A 15,131-nucleotide genomic window follows, 5' to 3' on the forward strand; every position below is an offset into this window, starting at 1 on the left:
TCGGGATAATGCTAGCCATAAGGGGTAGAAGCTTGTTGCTATGGAATCGACCGCGATGATCACCCCCGGACTAGCCAGAGACCTCGCCGCACTGGGCCGGCTGGGGGAGGACACCTCGACGGAAAGCGTATTGCGCGGGCTGACCACAGCGCTGGCCGCGGGCGTGCCCAACTGCTCGGGCGCCTCCGCCGAGCACTGGCGCGACCACCGGGTGCTCGTCTCCGGCTCCCACAGCGAGCTGATCATGCTCGTCGAAGGCGAGCGCGAGCTGGGGGAGGGCCCCTCCATCGAGGCCAGGCAGAGCGGTGGCCGCGCCACGGTCACGGACGTGCTCAAGGAGACCCGCTGGCCCCGCTACGACGCGCTGGCCACCCGCTGGGGCGTGCGCTCGGCGCTCGTGGTGCCCATCGAGGTGCCGCCCGCCCTGCTCGTCGTCGGCCTCTACTCCGTACGCCCCGGGGCGTTCTCCCCGCAGGGCGCCGGTTCGCTCGCCGACATGCTGACCGAGCAGGTCGGCGTGGCGATGGCGAACATGTGGGAGTTCGAGGAGGTGCGCACCGACCACGCGCAGCTCCAGGAGGCCCTGGCCGGCCGCTCGGTGATCGACCAGGCCAAGGGCATCATCATGCAGACCAGCGGGTGCACCGCCGAGGCCGCCTTCGAGGAGCTGCGCAGGATCTCCCAGCACCACCAGGTCAAGGTGGCCGACCTGGCCAGGCTGCTGGTCGACGAGCACCAGCGCAAGTCGTCGAGGCGCTAACGGGGGTCGGCGGGATTGCTGAGCGCGGCCAGTGCGTCCTCCAATGTGTCGTAGAGCGGCAGGCGCTGGGCCAGGCCGGTGATCCACATCACCTTCGACTTGGAGTATTCGACTCCTATCAGCGCGAACTTGGCGTTGGCCGCCAGGCTCGTCTGCCAGTGGTGCACGATCAGGCCGAGGGCGCGCGAATCCATGAACGTCACCCCGGCCAGGTTCAGAATCAGGTCCGAGCCCGCCATCGCGAGATAGTCGGCGAACTGGGCCCGTGTCGTGGCGTCTAGGACGCCGTCGACCCTGACCACGGTGATCTCGTCCACGGTCGACGACGTCAGGCTGAGGGCCGCCACTGGCTCCTCGCCGTTCTCCGGCATTGTCACGGAGCAACCCTACTGTCACCGCACGATCGAGGAATACTTCCCGAGGCATGGGGGATACTGGAGCCGAAGTCCAGCAGAGGGCTTCGGTCTCGAGAGTAGAGCGAGGCGTGCCTCTGCATGGGCTTTTTCCTTTTGCGGCAGGCCGCCTGCGACCCATATGAGGAGCAGCGATGGCTGTGCAGGAATACGTCCTCGAGGAGATGACCGCGGAAGAACTGCTGGCCGAGATGGCCAGGGAAGAGACGCCCGACAGCCACAGGGAACGCCTGCGTGAGCGCATCGTCGAGATGCACCGGCCGCTCGCCATGGAGATCGCCCGGCGCTACCGCTACCGGGGCGAACCTTTGGAAGATCTCCTCCAGGCCGCGTATGTTGGCCTGATGAAGGCCGTCAACGGCTTCGACCCCACCCTCGGGCACGCGTTCCGCGGGTATGCGGTCGTCACCATGACGGGTGAGGTCAAGCGCCACTTCCGCGACCGCACCTGGGCGATCCGGGTGCCCCGGCTCTACCAGGAGCGCCGCTCCGAGCTCAACCGGCTCGTGGCCGACCTCAGCCAGGACCTCGGCCGGTCGCCGACCGTGGCCGAGCTGGCCGCGAAGATGAACATCAGCGAGGAGGACGTTCTGCTCACGCTCGACGCCTCCGCCGCGTACAGCACACTGTCGCTCGACGCGCCGCTCGGCACCGACGACGACGCCGCCTCGCTCGGCGACGTCATCCCGGAGGACGACGACACGCTGAGCAACATGGTCGACAGGGAAGCCGTCAAACCGCTCATCGACGCGCTGCCCTCCCGTGAGAAGCACATCCTGTTGCTGCGCTTCTTCGGCAACATGACGCAGGCCGAGATCGCAGCCGAGTTCGGAATCTCCCAGATGCATGTTTCGCGTATTCTCCGCAAGGTTCTCGACCAGCTTCGCACCGAGCTGGTCGGCTGACGAGGGCGGTCGCCGGGTGAACGAGGACGTCGAGCCTCAGTCGGGCTACACGAGCCCGCCACCCGGCGCGCCCGTGAAGACACTGCTGTTCCGCCTGCCGGACCTGCCAGAGGTCCGGCAGTTCGCCGAGGACGAGGCCAGGGCCGTCGGCATGCCGGAAGAGGCCATCGGCGACTTCGTCATCGCCGTCAACGAGGTGGCGACCAACGCCGTCACCCACGGGGCCGACGACGCCCGCATGCGTACCTGGGTGATCAGCGGGGATCTGATCGTCGAGGTGCACGACGAGGGCGCCTGGAAGCCCGGTCCCATGCCGGGGGCCGTCGGCGGCATGGGGCTGTGGGTGGCCCGGCTGCTCTCGTCCGACCTGACCCTGCGCGTCGGCAGCGGCGGCAGCACGGTGATCATGAGATTCCCCGGGAAGAGCTGACGTTCGTGACAGCGGATCGCCGGGTGGCCGTGCCACCCGGCGATCCGCTGCTGTGTGCATCGTTCACTCACCGGCGGGCTCTGCCGCCGCGCCAGTTGCTGTAACCCGTGCGGATGCTGGCCGTGCCGACGCCTGCCTGGTGCAGGGCCAGCAGGGTCAGCCCCAGCAGGACGAACGTCATGCCGGAGAACCCGCCGGGAATCGACGCGCCTACCAGGTCGAGCAGGAAGCCCAGCCCGAAGATGATCGCTGCGATGACTGCGAGCATTTCTGTGTCACCTCATTCCCTGACTCTGGAACTGATCAGGCTGCGCGGCCGGCGCCGGTTGTGCCGGTTGCGCCGGGGACTTGCTGGACAGCGCCAGCAGCCGCTCCAGGACCGTCCTGTAGTCGCGCAGGGCCAGGCGCAGCTGCTCGGTGTCGGCGCTGCTCCCGGTCTCCTTCCAGCGGTCGCGCAGGGCGTTCGTCCGGTTGGTCAGGGTGCTGGTGAGAGACTCCACCACCTCGCCCACCAGGCCGTCGGCACGCTGCACCGCCTCGCCCGGGTCGTCCACGAAGGAGGACTGCAGGTCGCGCCAGCGGGCCTGCACCTCGGAGGGGTCCTGGTCGAACAGCACGATGTCGTCGGGGGCGGCGTGGGCGGGGGCGGGGTGCGCGGGGTCGGGGTCGGGGTCGGTTTCCGGAACGGGGCCGCCCGTGACCGGGACGCCCGTGACGGGGACGGCGGCGCCGGGGACGGCTGCCGCGTACTCGTCGTCGGCGCGGGGGTCGCGGCCGGTCACCCGCTCGCGGTCGGCCTCGTCGTCGTAGACCTCGCCGTCGGCGTCGTGCCGCGACAGATCCTCGGTCCTGGCCTCGCTGCGGGCGAACTCCTCGTCATCGACGGGGTCGGTTCTCACCCGGTCCCGGTCGTGATCGTCGTCATGGAGGTCGTTGTGCTGCTGCTGCGACGGAACCTTCAGCTCGTCGCTGCTCATATCGTTCACCGTCCTCGGCTGGTCTCGTGCAGCAGCTCCTCGAACAGCGCGCGGTAGTGCACCATGGCCTGCCGGAGGTCCTCGGTGGAGGCCTCCTTCCTGGCCGCGCGCCCGCTGATCTCGTGAGCCGTCCTGTAGTGGTCGAGCGTCGCGGCGTGCCCCACCGACAGGTCGGACACCCGCTGCTCGAAGTTCTCCGTGGGGTAGCCGCGCTCCGCCATGACCGCGGTGACCAGCTGGTCGGCCTCGGTCACCGCGAACCCAGGTGCGTCCACGAAGCGTTCCTGCACCTCGGTCCACCGGTTGGCGTAGGTGTCGCGCGACTCCTGCGTCAAGGGGCGGATGTCGAGCTCCGCATGCCGCTGCTCGCGATCGAGCAGCTCCTGCTCGGCCTCGCGGCGATTGTCGTGCTCGGCTACTATGCGTTCGTACTCCGGGCCGAAGCGTTCGCGGAGATGGGTGCGACGCTTCTGCTGCTGCAGCACGAAATATCCGACTGCGGCGAGCGCCACCACCGCGACCACGACGACGGCCACCCATGCCCAGGTGGTCATGATGTTCGCCTCCGGTCTCTGTGTCGAGACCAGCGACTGCCCTCGAACGGCAGGTCGAAACGCCTTTTTCAGCGGGCGTCGAGCGCTTTCCTGGCCGCGGCCAGCACGGATGCGACGTGCGAGCCCTGCGGGGCTGCGGGCACCTCGGTGAACCCCTCCGCGGCGTCGTACCGCACGTCGAGCCCGGCATCGACGAGCCGCTGCGCCCACCGCAGCGCCGTGTTCAGCCGCTCCGCCGCCGGCGGCTTGCCCTGGGCCGCCGCCGACAGATTCCGCAGGTTCGTGGCGGGGCCGGACTGCGCGTGCGCGCGGGCCAGCTTCCACGGCAGCGCGGCGCTGTGGTCCAGCATCGGCTTGGCCAGCCCGGCGGCCCGCTTGGCCTGCAGCACCCCCGACTCGCTGACGCCGAAGTGAGCGGCCAGCTCCTGCACGCTCATCCCCTCGGCCACCCGCCGCGCCAGCTCCTCGCGATCAATGGTCGGCTTACGCCCCACCTGGCCGCCTCCGCTCCCGACTTCTCCGTGTACGCGTGCACGTCCGATGTGCGCTAAGGTTATGACGTCCCGCTCCGCGAGGAGCGGCCGACACAGCACAGCCGGGACGTAGCGCAGCTTGGTAGCGCACTTGACTGGGGGTCAAGGGGTCGCAGGTTCAAATCCTGTCGTCCCGACCAGATTCTTGCTGGTCATCGAGGGTGTCACTCGTTCGGGTGGCACCCTTTCGCATGGGATGGGTGCGTTGCGCCAGGCCGATGGCCGAGCCGCTCAGCCGAGGTCCGGGTGAGGAGCGTAACGGTCGGGGTGGATCAGGGCGAGGGCGGCGTCGTCCGCCATGAGGGTGTCCAGGTCCGCGATGCGCCAGCCGGCCGCGATCAGCGTCGGCACGAGAGGGTGAAGGCCCGGCAGGGCGAGCTTGGCCGTGCCCGGGGTGCCGGTGGCGGCCAGGGCGCCGAGGACGGCGGTCGCGCAGTTCTGCGGCGTGGTGCCGCCTGCCGGGCCGATCAGCGTTTCGCCGGCGGTCGTGCGGGTGAAGGCGTAGCCCTCGCCCGTCGTGTACGCCTGGACGCCGGGCAGGGTGGCGTACCAGGTGAGGGTGTCGTGACGGTCACCGCCTGAGACGTGACTGTCGAGGGGCGCGATGGCGTCGGGGGGCGTCGGGCGTACGGGCGGGGCCGGCAGGCCCGTCGTCGCCGGTCCTGTCAGGTAGAGCAGCGGGCACCAGGGGCGCAGTCCGTGCCGGATGTACAGGCTGATCGCGCGGGGGTCGGAAGAGGCGAAGGTGGCCTTGGGGCCGTCTCCGGCCAGCAACCGCGACAGCAGCGTCCGGCCGATGCCTGAGGACTGGTGGGCGGGCAGGACGAACAGGTCGCCCAGGTGGGTCAGGTCGCCTCTGCGCAGCGTCCCGCCGAAGCCGCGCGCCGATTCGCTCGCGTCGGCGGGGTGGGCGGGGGCGACGAGCAGCGTGCCGAGGGTGCGCTCGGCGTCGAGGAAGTCGGGGGCGCCGGGCGGCCAGCCGCTCAGCAGGCCGAAGCGCCTGGCCACGCGGCGCACCGCGGGCATGTCGTCGAGCGTGGCGGCGCGCACGCCAGGCGCGTCGCCCCATGATCCCGCGGGCACGTCCGGCAGGTCGGTCATGCGTTCACCTCTTCACCGTCTCCCACGACGGGAGCCCGGCCGGTGAGATAGCGCTGCAGGACGGGCGCCACCCAGCCCGTCAGCTCGGCCGGGCCGGCGGCGACCAGGGCGTCCAGGCGGACGGCGTAGCGGCTGATGACCAGCCCGACGAGTTGCCCGGCGGCCAGGGCGGCGCGCAGGTCGGGATGGTCCACGCCGAGCTTGCTGGTGACCCTGCCGAGCATCTCCTCGGCCAGGAAGGTCCTGATGAGGGCGGCGGCGGGCTCGCTGGTGGCCGCCGAGCGCATCAGCCCGAGCAGCGGGCCCGGCCGCTCCACCTCGCCCAGCAGGCCCAGGACGTACGTGACCAGCCGCTCGCCCAGCCTGCCCCGTGGGCCGTCCAGCAGCATGGCCACGGCGTGCTCCGGCTGGAAGACCTCGCTCACGGCCGCGGCGAACAGCTGCTCCTTGCCGCCGAAGAAGCGCCGCACCAGAGCCGGGTCCACCCCTGCCACGGCGGCGACCTGGCGCATGCTGGTGGCCTCGTAGCCGCCGGTGCTGAACGCCTCGGCCGCCGCCGTGAGGATCTCCTCCCGGGTGGTCGAGGCGCCGGGCCGCCGTCCTGTCCTGTTCATGGAGGAGAGGCTAGGCCCCCGGGCTCCGTGGGGGAGAGCTGGCCCCTGAAGCGCACCGGGCGGGCGATCGCGTCGCTCGCGCGGCTCACCACGACCTCGCCCCGGTGCGCGGCGATCTCCTTGACGCCGAACCGCTCGCCGAGGTTCTGCTGGAGCGCGGCGACGGCGGCCTCGGAGCGGACCGCGGCCTGCTCGTCGGCGTAGACGGTGATGGTGGTCGCCGTGCCGCCGCCGGTGTCGACGGCGGTGTAGAGCGCGGCGCCGACCTCCTGGGGGACGCGGTCGGCGAACTCGTCGTCCACGGCCGAGATCATCGCCTCGACCGCGTCGGGGGGCGTGCTGTAGTGGCGGACGACTGCGTACATGGCATCTCCTGATCGCCGGGTGGAGAGGTTGCTGCAGTCGACGATAAGTCTTCGCGTGAGGACTTACAAGTCCCCAAGTGAGGACTTTAGGATGGTCATGGCTGACGTTATGGCGGATCAGGTGGCGTAGACGGGGGCGAGGTCGATGTAGATGCGGTAGTCCGTGATGAGGCCGTCGGAGCGGGTGCGCCAGATCGACACGGCGGGGACGGTGACGTCCTTGCCGTCGAGCCGCCGGTAGGTCACCTCGGTCTCGGCGATGCTGTCGTCGCCGGCCTCCCACGTCCTGATGACGCGGTGCCGCAGGCCGCCGATCGTGCCGAAGAACTCCCCGATCCCGGCGGCGATGGCCGCGCGGCCGACCAGCGGCTCGGCGTTCGCGAACACCAGCGTGGCGTCCTCGGCCAGCAGCCGGGCGAACGCCTCGGCGTCGAAGGAGTCCACCACCTCGAAGACGCGCCGTATCGCGTTGACGGACATGGCCACCATCCCTCACGTGATCAGGATCACTGGTGGGGACGATACGGGACCAGGTGTGGTGCGCAACTAGCGGAAAAGGGAGATTCGGGGTGGACGGGAGGGGGTGTGGAGCCGATGCTGGTGAGCAGCACGTCCGTGATCACCCGTAGACAGGAGGAAACCTCATGAAGGTCCGTACCCGGACTCGCCGTGCAGCCGCCGCGGCTGCCGCACTGGGCGCCGTGCTGGTGCTGAACCCCGCGCCGGCGCAGGCGGGCGCGTCGGATCCGTGCAACGCCGCGACCGTCGTCCGTACGCCGCAGGTCAGCGGCGTGCTGGCCGACGGCGAGTCGGGCGCCAAGCGCCCGGTCTAGGACGATAGCCGTCAAAGTTTGACAGCCATCGAACTTCCGTGCTGGAGTGGTTCCCGCCATTTCCTGTGACGGAAGGACTGTGCGATGGCCAGGACGGTGTTGTTCAGCGAGCTCGGCGGGCCCGGGGTGATGCGGGTGCAGGACGTGGAGGAGCGTGACCCGGGGCCCGGCGAGGTGCGGATCAGGGTGGAGGCGTTCGGGCTGAACCGGTCGGAGGCGCTGTTCCGCTCCGGCCTTTACATCGAGCCCGTCAAGAGGTTCCCCGCCACGCTGGGCACGGAGGCCGCGGGCGTCGTGGAGGCGGTCGGGGCAGGGGTGACGGGGTTGCGGCCGGGGGAGCCGGTCAGCACGGTGCAGACGTTCTCGATGAACGACTACGGGGTGTACGGCGAGCGGATGATCGTGCCCGCTTCGGCGGTGCTGCCCCGGCCGGAGGGGCTCGGCGCGGTCGAGGGAGCCGCCGTGTGGATGGCGTACGTGACGGCCTACGGCGCGCTGATGGAGGCCGGTGGGATGCGTCCCGGTGACACGGTCGTGCTGAACGCGGCCTCGAGCAGCGTGGGGCTGGCCGCCCTGCGTGTCGCCGACCGGCTCGGTGCCACGCCGATCGCCCTGACCCGCACCGCCGCCAAGAAGGAGGCGCTGCTGAAGGAGGGCGCGGCGGAGGTGATCGTCACCGAGGAGGAGGACGTGGCCGAGCGGGTGCTGGCGCTGACCGGGGGGCGCGGGGCCGAGATCGTGCTCGACGCCGTCGCCGGCCCGGGGGTGCGGGATCTGGCCAGGGTGGTCGCGGACGACGGCAGGCTGCTGGTGTACGGGGCGCTGAGCGGGGAGCCGACGCCCTATCCCGGGATCGAGCTGGGCATGCCCGCGCTGGCCATGCGGACGTACACGATGCTGGAGACCACGACCAGGCCCGAGCGGCTGCGCAGGGCGGCGGCGTTCGTGGCGTCCGGGCTGCGGTCGGGGGCCTTCAGGGCGGTCGTGGACCGCGCGTTCGAGCTGGCGGAGATCGTCGAGGCGCACCGGTACCTGGAGTCGAACGCGCAGGTGGGCAAGATCGTGGTCACCGTCTAGGAGAGCGAACCCATCTTGGGCCACATCTCCCTCGCGACCTGCGTGCTCCACGGCCTCCTCCGGGCCGTCGATCACGAGGATCGCGTCGTGGTCGACCGCGACCAGCCGCCCGCTGCCCGCGAGTGCGGCGAGCTTCGGGTCGCTGTCGTCGTACGTGGCCACGGCGGCCGCGTCGCCCAGGTCGTCGATGGGCGTGCCCTTGCGGTAGGTGTAGGCGTCGGCCATCCGGGCGGCGCTGTCCATCGAGGGGTCCAGGGCGTACAGGCCGACGTCCACCGTGAGGGCGCCGATCGTGTAGGCGCAGCCGCTGAGCTGGCTGCCCCGGAGTGCGGCGGCGGGCTGCGACGTGACGCCGGAGGGGTGAACTTTCGTTTGATGGAATGATGGTCTACTGTTCGGAACATGTCCGAGCAGAGTTCCGCGGACAAGCTCGTCGGCTCCGACCGGGTGCTTGCGGTGCTGGCCGAGCTGGCGCGCCATCCCGACGGCATCGGGCTGGAGGAGATGGCGCGGGCGGTGGCCAGCCCGAAGCCGACCGTGCACCGCGCGCTGGCCGCGTTACGGCGCGCCGGCCTCGCCACCCAGCACGGGCACGGCCGGTACGTCCTGGGCGACGAGTTCCTGCGCATGGCCTTCGCCCATCACGAGGCGCGGCCCGATCACGTCCGCGTCATGCCGGTGCTCAAGGCACTGTGCGAACGCTACGGCGAGACGGCGCACTACGCCGTGCTCGACGGGCCCTCGGTCGTCTACCGGTCCAAGCTCGACCCGGCCGCCGGGGCGGTGCGGCTCACCTCGGTGGTGGGCGGCCGCAATCCCGCCCACTGCACGGCGGTCGGGAAGGTGCTGCTCGCCGGCGTGCTCAGGACGCGGGAGGCGGTGCGCGACTGGGTGGGCGGGCGCACGCTCGAACGGCCGACCGAGCGCTCGATCGGCACGGTGGAGGAGCTGCACGAGGAGCTGGTGCGCATCCGCGAGCAGGGCTACGCCGCCGACGACCAGGAGAACGAGCCCGGCGTCAACTGCGTGGCCGTCGCGGCGTACCTGACCTCGCCGACCGTGCCCAGCGGCGCGATCAGCGTCAGCGGCCTGACCTACCGCACCCCGTTGAGCAAGCTCGTCGGCGACCTGCCCGCCATCCGCGCCATCGCCTCAGGAGAGGAACTTCCTTGACGTTCACCGCTGTCCCCGCCTCGGCCGAGGTCTACACGCTGGGGGAGGGCCCCGTGTGGGACGCCGCCCGGCAGCGCCTGCTGTGGGTCGACATCGTCGCGGGCACCGTGTACGAAGGCCGCCTCGACACCGGAACAGGGCGGATCACGGCCACCGGCGAGCACGTCTTCGACGGCACCGTGGGCGCGGTGGCCGTGGCGGCCGGCGGCGAGCTGATCGTCGCCGGCCAGGCCACGCTGATCCGGGTCGGCACCGACGGCAGCCGTACGGAGCTGGCCAGGGTGCTGCCCGAGGGCGTGCACAGCCGGCTCAACGACGGCGCCGTGGACCCGGCGGGCCGGTTCCTGATCGGCAGCCTGGCGCAGGACGACCGGCACGGGCAGGAGGTGCTGGCCAGGCTCGACGAGACCGGCCTGACGACTCTCGACACCGACCTGGTGCTGTCCAACGGCCTGGCCTGGGTCGGGGAGCGGCTCTACAACGTCGACACCGTCCCCGGCACGATCTGGGTCCGCGACTACGACCCCGACAGCGGCAGGACGGGGCCGCGGCGGGAGGCGTTCACGATCACCGACGGCTCGCCCGACGGGATGTGCGCCGACGCCGACGGCAACCTGTGGATCGCCAACTGGGGGCTCGGCCGCGTCGAGTGCCGCGGCACCGGGGGAGAGCTGCTCGACGTGGTCGAGACCGGCGCGCCGCACACCTCCTGCCCCGTCTTCGCCGGCCCTGACCTCGACGTCCTGGTCATCACCACCGCCCGCACCGGCCTGGCCGAGCCGGGCCCCGGCGACGGCCGGCTGTTCACCGCGAAGGTCGGCGTCCGCGGCCTGCCCGTCCCCTACTGGAACCCCTGCTGAGAGAGGCCCCCGTGTACCTCATGCGCATCGGCGCGCCCGGCGCCGAGAAGCCCGTCGTCCGTGTGGACGAGCACCACTACATCGACGTCTCCGACGTCACCCCCGACTTCGACGAGCGTTTCTTCGCCGCCGGCGGCGCCGCGCTGCTCGCCGGCAAGGTCGCCACCGGCCGGCCCCAGGAGTTCGCCGGTGAGCGGGTCGGCGCGCCGATCGCCCGGCCGCACCAGATCCTGTGCATCGGGCTGAACTACAGCGACCACGCCGCCGAGACCGGGCAGGCCGTGCCCGACGAGCCGATCCTGTTCACCAAGTCGCCCAACACGCTCATCGGCCCGTACGACGACGTGCGCATCCCGCGCGGCGCCACCAAGACCGACTGGGAGGTGGAGCTGGGCATCGTCATCGGCCGCCGCACCTCCTACCTCGACTCGGTGGAGGAGGCGCGCGACCACATCGCGGGTTACTGCGTGGTCAACGACGTCAGCGAGCGCGCCTTCCAGATGGAGCGCGGCGGGCAGTGGAGCAAGGGCAAGTCGGCCGAGACGTTCAACCCGGCGGGGCCGTGGCTGGTCACGCCGGACGAGATCGCCGACGTGAAGAACCTGGCCATGTGGCTCGACGTCAACGGCACCCGCCGCCAGACCGGCACCACCAAGACCATGATCTTCGACCCGTACGTCATCGTGCACCACCTGAGCCAGTTCATGGTCCTGGAGCCCGGCGACCTGATCAACACCGGCACCCCGCCCGGCGTCGGCATGGGCCACGACCCGCAGATCTGGCTCCAGCCCGGCGACGTGATGGAGCTGGGCATCGAGGGCCTGGGCAGCCAGCGACAGAATGTCGTCGCCCCACGCTGAGGCACCCACGCCGAGGCGTCCACGCCGAGGCACCCGCGTCGAACAACGGAGAGAGCATGAGCCTGACCGCACCCGATCCCGCCGTCCTGGCCAAGGTGGAGGCCGCCGTCCCCGGCATCACCAGGACGCGGGCGAGTGACAGGCTGGGCATGGCGCACGACGCCTCCCACTACCTGCTCACCCCGCAGGCCGTGCTGGTGCCGGAGAGCGCGGAGCAGGTGGCGGCGCTGCTGCGCACCGGCCTGCCCCTCACCTTCCGCTCGGGCGGCACCAGCCTGAGCGGGCAGGCCGTCAGCGAGCACCTGCTCGTCGACACCCGTCGGCACTTCCGCTCGATCGAGGTGCTGGACGCGGGCGAGCGCGTGCGGGTGCAGCCCGGAGCGGTGCTGCGGCAGGTCAACGCCCGCCTGGCCCCGTACGGGCGCAAGCTCGGCCCCGACCCGGCCAGCGAGTCGGCGTGCACGATCGGCGGCGTCGTGGCCAACAACTCCAGCGGCATGACGTGCGGCACGCACGCCAACACGTACCGGACGCTGGAGTCGATGACGATCGTGCTGCCCAGCGGCACCGTCCTCGACACCGGGGCCGCCGACGCCGACGAGCGGCTGCGCGCGCTGGAGCCCGCGCTGGCGGAGGGCCTCGTCCGACTGCGCGACCGAGTCCGGAAAAATCCGGACTCGGTGCGGCGGGTCCGGGAGCAGTTCTCGCTCAAGAACACCATGGGCTACGGGCTGAACAGCCTGCTCGACCACGACACGCCCGCGCAGATCCTGGCCCACCTCGTCATCGGCAGCGAGGGCACGCTGGGCTTCGTCGCCGAGGCGGTGTTCCGCACGGTGCCCGCGCACCGGCTGGCCGCCACCGGCCTGCTCGTCCTGCCCACCCTGCACGCGGCGATGGCCGCCATGCCGCAGCTCGTCGAGCTCGCCCCCGCCGCCGTCGAGCTGCTGGACGCCGAGTCGCTGCGGGTGGCCCAGGCGGACGCCCAGGCGGACGAGGTGCTGCGCTCGCTCGCCGTGACCGAGCACGCCGCGCTCCTGGTCGAGTGGCAGGAGCCGGACGAGGACCTGCTGGCGGACCGGGAGCGGGCCGCCGCCGAGCTGCTGCCCGCGCTGGACCCGGCCGTCCCCGCCAGGCTGAGCAGGGAGGCGGGCGGCAGGGCGGCGCTGTGGCACATCCGCAAGGGCCTGTACGCCTCCGTCGCCGGCGCCCGCCCCAGCGGCACCACCGCCCTGCTGGAGGACGTCGCCGTCCCCGTGCCCGCCCTGGCCGGCCTGTGCGACGAGCTGACCGAGCTGTTCACGCGGCACCGGTACGAGCGCAGCGTCGTCTTCGGCCACGCCAAGGACGGCAATCTGCACTTCATGCTCAACGAGCACTTCGAGACCGAGCTGGACCGCTACGCCGCCTTCACCGAGGACATGGTGCAGGCCGTGCTCTCCCGTGGCGGCACGCTGAAGGCCGAGCACGGCACCGGCCGGGTGATGGCCCCGTTCGTCCGCCGCCAGTACGGCGACGAGCTGTACGAGGTGATGCGCGAGATCAAGCGCCTGTGCGACCCGGCCGGCACGCTCAACCCGGGTGTCGTGCTGACCGGGCGGCAGGACGCCCACCTGCGCGACCTCAAGCCCGTCGTCACCGTCGAGCCCGAGGTGGACCGGTGCGTGGAGTGCGGCTACTGCGAGCCGGTCTGCCCCAGCCGCGACCTGACCACCACCCCGCGCCAGCGCATCGTGCTCAGGCGGGAGCTGGCCGCCGCCCGCGCGGCGGGCGACGAGGAGCTGGCGGGCGAGCTGGAGTCCGAGTACGGCTACGACGCCGTGGACACCTGCGCCGTGGACGGCATGTGCGCCACCGCCTGCCCCGTCCTGATCAACACCGGCGACCTGACCAAGCGCCTGCGCGCCGAGCGCCACGGCCGGGCCGCCCGCAGGGGATGGAAGACGGCCGCCGGGCACTGGGACGGCGTCACCCGGGCGATGAACCTCGCCCTCGACACCGCCGCCGCCACCCCGCCCGCGCTGCCCGAATCCGCCGCACGGGCCGCCCGCCGGGTGAGCGACGCCGTGCCGCAGTGGAGCCGCGACCTGCCCAGGGGCGGGATGCGCCGTCGTCCGCTCCCGGCCGCCGACGCCGACGTGGTCTACGTCCCGTCCTGTCTGAACACGCTCTTCGCGCCCGCCGACGGCGGCCCTGGCGTGATGGTGGCCTTCGCGCGCCTGGCCCGGCGGGCCGGCGTGCGGCTGCGCGTGCCCGAGGGGATCGGCGGGCTGTGCTGCGGCACGCCCTGGTCGTCCAAGGGCTACGCGGACGGGTACGCGGCCATGGGGGAGCGGGTCCAGGACGCGCTGCTCAAGGCGACGGACGGCGGCCGCATCCCGGTGGTCAGCGACGCCGCGTCCTGCACGGAGGGCTTCCACCGGCTCGTGGACGCCGTTCCCGTAGAGGTGCTCGACGCGGTCGCCTACACCGCGGACCGCCTCCTGCCGCTCCTGCCCGTCAAGCGCCGGCTGCCGTCCCTGGCCCTGCACCCCACCTGCTCCTCCACCCGCCTCGGCCTGGACGCGGCCCTGAGGCGGATCGCCGGGGCCGTGGCCGAGGAGGTGGTGGTGCCGGACGGCTGGCAGTGCTGCGCCTTCGCCGGTGACTGGGGCCTGCTCCATCCCGAGCTGACCGCCTCCGCGACCCGGGAGGAGGCCGCCGCCGTGCGCGGCGGGGACTTCGCGGGGCACGCCTCGGTGAACCGCACCTGCGAGCTGGGCCTCACCAGGGCCACCGGGAAGCAGTACCAGCACCTGCTCGAACTGCTCGACCGGGCCACCGCGCCGTAGGTGACGTAGGATTCCACCATACGCGTCAGCGTTCCATGCAGCGGAACAGAATGGAAGTGTGTGGTGGCCGAGGCCCAGTCCCCCGTGGGGAGCGTCGATCGCGCCCTGCTGATCCTCCAGGAGATCGGCAGGCACAGCAGGGGCGTTACGCTCGACGAGCTCGCCACCCGGCTCGGGCTGCCCAAGAGCTCGTTGCACCGCCTGCTCGGCGCGCTGAAGCACCGCGGGTTCGCGGCGCAGCCCGAGCCGAGCGGGCCGTACTTCCTCGGCACCGAGCTGCTGGCCACGGCCTTCAGGTTCTACGAGACGATGGACCTGCGCACGCTCGTGCGCCCGCTGCTGCTGCGGGTGAGCGAGGAGTTCGCCGAGACCGTGCACATGGCCACGCTCGACGGCGGCGAGGTCGTCTACGTCGACAAGGTGGAGGCGGTGCGGTCGATCACGATGACCTCGGTGATCGGGGGCCGCAACGCCGCCCACTGCACGGGCGTCGGCAAGGCGCTGCTGGCCTGGACGTACCCGACCGACGAGTCGGTCAAGGCGTGGGCGGAGCGCTTCGGCCCGCTGTCGGGCAGGACCCGCAACACGCTCACCAGCCCTGCCAAGCTGGCCACCCACCTCGACCAGGTGCGTCAGCGCGGCTACGCGCTCGACCTGGAGGAGAACGAGCCGGGGGTGCGGTGCGTGGCGGTGCCGGTGTTCATGGGCAGGACGGCGCCGGTGGCGGCGGTGAGCGTGACGGCGCTGAAGGACCGCATGTCGCCGGCGCGGATGGAGGAGATCGGCCACGGCCTGCGGAAGGCGGTCACCGAGCACGTCTGATTCCGCTATACGGAATGCTGGTG

The 15,131-nt window shown here is 71.6% G+C and carries 19 protein-coding genes and 1 tRNA gene; 11 read left to right on the top strand and 9 right to left on the bottom strand.

Annotated features, from left to right (window positions below; genetic code table 11):
• The first annotated feature begins 40 nt into the window (after positions 1-40).
• Positions 41-760 (top strand): GAF and ANTAR domain-containing protein, encoded by a 720-nt coding sequence (locus LCN96_RS19330; protein WP_225274240.1) that lies wholly within the window; start codon positions 41-43, stop codon positions 758-760.
• Here the strand turns inward: LCN96_RS19330 and LCN96_RS19335 are convergent.
• A complete protein-coding gene (locus LCN96_RS19335; protein WP_225276015.1) occupies positions 757-1,131 on the bottom strand; it encodes an STAS domain-containing protein in 375 nt (124 codons plus the stop codon). The two genes, LCN96_RS19330 and LCN96_RS19335, sit on opposite strands and share 4 nt — an antisense overlap.
• A 176-nt stretch (positions 1,132-1,307) precedes the next feature.
• On the opposite strand from LCN96_RS19335, the gene LCN96_RS19340 reads away from it, so the two are divergent.
• Positions 1,308-2,078 (top strand): SigB/SigF/SigG family RNA polymerase sigma factor, encoded by a 771-nt coding sequence (locus LCN96_RS19340; protein ID WP_225274241.1) that lies wholly within the window; start codon positions 1,308-1,310, stop codon positions 2,076-2,078.
• 16 nt (positions 2,079-2,094) lie between these two features.
• Positions 2,095-2,508: an ATP-binding protein gene (locus tag LCN96_RS19345; RefSeq protein ID WP_225274242.1), complete on the top strand. Its 414-nt coding sequence runs from the start codon at positions 2,095-2,097 to the stop codon at positions 2,506-2,508.
• A gap of 67 nt (positions 2,509-2,575) precedes the next feature.
• On the opposite strand, the gene LCN96_RS19350 is transcribed toward LCN96_RS19345, so the two are convergent.
• The 4 genes from LCN96_RS19350 to LCN96_RS19365 form a co-directional block, all read right to left on the bottom strand.
• Positions 2,576-2,776, bottom strand: coding sequence for a hypothetical protein (locus LCN96_RS19350; RefSeq protein ID WP_225274243.1), 201 nt, complete (start codon positions 2,774-2,776; stop codon positions 2,576-2,578).
• A gap of 7 nt (positions 2,777-2,783) precedes the next feature.
• Positions 2,784-3,485, bottom strand: coding sequence for a hypothetical protein (locus LCN96_RS19355; protein WP_225274244.1), 702 nt, complete (start codon positions 3,483-3,485; stop codon positions 2,784-2,786).
• 5 nt (positions 3,486-3,490) lie between these two features.
• Complete coding sequence (locus LCN96_RS19360; RefSeq protein WP_225274245.1) at positions 3,491-4,039, bottom strand: hypothetical protein; 549 nt, start codon at positions 4,037-4,039, stop codon at positions 3,491-3,493.
• A 68-nt stretch (positions 4,040-4,107) separates the two neighbouring features.
• The gene (locus LCN96_RS19365) at positions 4,108-4,533 is read right to left on the bottom strand and encodes a helix-turn-helix domain-containing protein (protein WP_225274246.1); all 426 of its coding nucleotides are present in this window, start codon (positions 4,531-4,533) and stop codon (positions 4,108-4,110) included.
• Positions 4,534-4,635: 102 nt separating this feature from the next.
• Here LCN96_RS19365 and LCN96_RS19370 point away from each other — a divergent pair.
• A tRNA-Pro gene (locus LCN96_RS19370) sits at positions 4,636-4,712 on the top strand.
• Positions 4,713-4,803: 91 nt separating this feature from the next.
• On the opposite strand, the gene LCN96_RS19375 is transcribed toward LCN96_RS19370, so the two are convergent.
• The 4 genes from LCN96_RS19375 to LCN96_RS19390 form a co-directional block, all read right to left on the bottom strand.
• Positions 4,804-5,673: a GNAT family N-acetyltransferase gene (locus tag LCN96_RS19375; RefSeq protein WP_225274247.1), complete on the bottom strand. Its 870-nt coding sequence runs from the start codon at positions 5,671-5,673 to the stop codon at positions 4,804-4,806.
• The gene (locus LCN96_RS19380) at positions 5,670-6,287 is read right to left on the bottom strand and encodes a TetR/AcrR family transcriptional regulator (protein ID WP_225274248.1); all 618 of its coding nucleotides are present in this window, start codon (positions 6,285-6,287) and stop codon (positions 5,670-5,672) included. The genes LCN96_RS19375 and LCN96_RS19380 overlap by 4 nt, the downstream gene beginning before the upstream one ends.
• Positions 6,284-6,652, bottom strand: coding sequence for a hypothetical protein (locus LCN96_RS19385; protein ID WP_225274249.1), 369 nt, complete (start codon positions 6,650-6,652; stop codon positions 6,284-6,286). Before LCN96_RS19385 ends, LCN96_RS19380 begins: the two co-directional genes overlap by 4 nt.
• Before the next feature lie 117 nt (positions 6,653-6,769).
• Positions 6,770-7,132, bottom strand: coding sequence for a nuclear transport factor 2 family protein (locus LCN96_RS19390; protein WP_225274250.1), 363 nt, complete (start codon positions 7,130-7,132; stop codon positions 6,770-6,772).
• Positions 7,133-7,296: 164 nt separating this feature from the next.
• Here LCN96_RS19390 and LCN96_RS19395 point away from each other — a divergent pair, with 164 nt between their 5' ends.
• The 7 genes from LCN96_RS19395 to LCN96_RS19425 all read left to right on the top strand — a co-directional run bounded on the left by LCN96_RS19395 (position 7,297) and on the right by LCN96_RS19425 (position 15,108).
• Positions 7,297-7,485, top strand: a complete 189-nt coding sequence (locus tag LCN96_RS19395) for a hypothetical protein (protein WP_225274251.1) — start codon at positions 7,297-7,299, stop codon at positions 7,483-7,485.
• Between the two features lie 84 nt (positions 7,486-7,569).
• A complete protein-coding gene (locus LCN96_RS19400; protein ID WP_225274252.1) occupies positions 7,570-8,562 on the top strand; it encodes a zinc-dependent alcohol dehydrogenase family protein in 993 nt (330 codons plus the stop codon).
• Positions 8,563-8,964: 402 nt separating this feature from the next.
• The gene (locus LCN96_RS19405; RefSeq protein WP_225274253.1) at positions 8,965-9,735 is read left to right on the top strand and encodes an IclR family transcriptional regulator; all 771 of its coding nucleotides are present in this window, start codon (positions 8,965-8,967) and stop codon (positions 9,733-9,735) included.
• A complete protein-coding gene (locus LCN96_RS19410) occupies positions 9,732-10,595 on the top strand; it encodes an SMP-30/gluconolactonase/LRE family protein (RefSeq protein ID WP_225274254.1) in 864 nt (287 codons plus the stop codon). The genes LCN96_RS19405 and LCN96_RS19410 overlap by 4 nt, the downstream gene beginning before the upstream one ends.
• A gap of 11 nt (positions 10,596-10,606) precedes the next feature.
• Entirely contained in the window at positions 10,607-11,455 is an 849-nt protein-coding gene (locus LCN96_RS19415) for a fumarylacetoacetate hydrolase family protein (RefSeq protein WP_225274255.1), read from the top strand.
• A 56-nt stretch (positions 11,456-11,511) separates the two neighbouring features.
• Positions 11,512-14,286, top strand: a complete 2,775-nt coding sequence (locus LCN96_RS19420) for an FAD-binding and (Fe-S)-binding domain-containing protein (RefSeq protein ID WP_225274256.1) — start codon at positions 11,512-11,514, stop codon at positions 14,284-14,286.
• A gap of 63 nt (positions 14,287-14,349) precedes the next feature.
• A complete protein-coding gene (locus tag LCN96_RS19425) occupies positions 14,350-15,108 on the top strand; it encodes an IclR family transcriptional regulator (RefSeq protein WP_225274257.1) in 759 nt (252 codons plus the stop codon).
• The last annotated feature ends 23 nt before the right edge of the window (positions 15,109-15,131 follow it).

The sequence above is a fragment of the Nonomuraea gerenzanensis genome, assembly GCF_020215645.1.
Classification (GTDB): Bacteria; Actinomycetota; Actinomycetes; order Streptosporangiales; family Streptosporangiaceae; genus Nonomuraea; species Nonomuraea gerenzanensis.

Bases quoted from the DNA above. Each gene is read 5' to 3' on its own strand.
- LCN96_RS19330 (WP_225274240.1), top strand. From the start codon at position 41: ATGGAATCGACCGCGATGATCACCCCCGGACTAGCCAGAGACCTCGCC.
- LCN96_RS19335 (WP_225276015.1), bottom strand. From the start codon at position 1,131: ATGCCGGAGAACGGCGAGGAGCCAGTGGCGGCCCTCAGCCTGACGTCG.
- LCN96_RS19340 (WP_225274241.1), top strand. From the start codon at position 1,308: ATGGCTGTGCAGGAATACGTCCTCGAGGAGATGACCGCGGAAGAACTG.
- LCN96_RS19350 (WP_225274243.1), bottom strand. From the start codon at position 2,776: ATGCTCGCAGTCATCGCAGCGATCATCTTCGGGCTGGGCTTCCTGCTC.
- LCN96_RS19355 (WP_225274244.1), bottom strand. From the start codon at position 3,485: ATGAGCAGCGACGAGCTGAAGGTTCCGTCGCAGCAGCAGCACAACGAC.
- LCN96_RS19360 (WP_225274245.1), bottom strand. From the start codon at position 4,039: ATGACCACCTGGGCATGGGTGGCCGTCGTCGTGGTCGCGGTGGTGGCG.
- LCN96_RS19375 (WP_225274247.1), bottom strand. From the start codon at position 5,673: ATGACCGACCTGCCGGACGTGCCCGCGGGATCATGGGGCGACGCGCCT.
- LCN96_RS19380 (WP_225274248.1), bottom strand. From the start codon at position 6,287: ATGAACAGGACAGGACGGCGGCCCGGCGCCTCGACCACCCGGGAGGAG.
- LCN96_RS19385 (WP_225274249.1), bottom strand. From the start codon at position 6,652: ATGTACGCAGTCGTCCGCCACTACAGCACGCCCCCCGACGCGGTCGAG.
- LCN96_RS19390 (WP_225274250.1), bottom strand. From the start codon at position 7,132: ATGTCCGTCAACGCGATACGGCGCGTCTTCGAGGTGGTGGACTCCTTC.
- LCN96_RS19395 (WP_225274251.1), top strand. From the start codon at position 7,297: ATGAAGGTCCGTACCCGGACTCGCCGTGCAGCCGCCGCGGCTGCCGCA.
- LCN96_RS19400 (WP_225274252.1), top strand. From the start codon at position 7,570: ATGGCCAGGACGGTGTTGTTCAGCGAGCTCGGCGGGCCCGGGGTGATG.
- LCN96_RS19405 (WP_225274253.1), top strand. From the start codon at position 8,965: ATGTCCGAGCAGAGTTCCGCGGACAAGCTCGTCGGCTCCGACCGGGTG.
- LCN96_RS19420 (WP_225274256.1), top strand. From the start codon at position 11,512: ATGAGCCTGACCGCACCCGATCCCGCCGTCCTGGCCAAGGTGGAGGCC.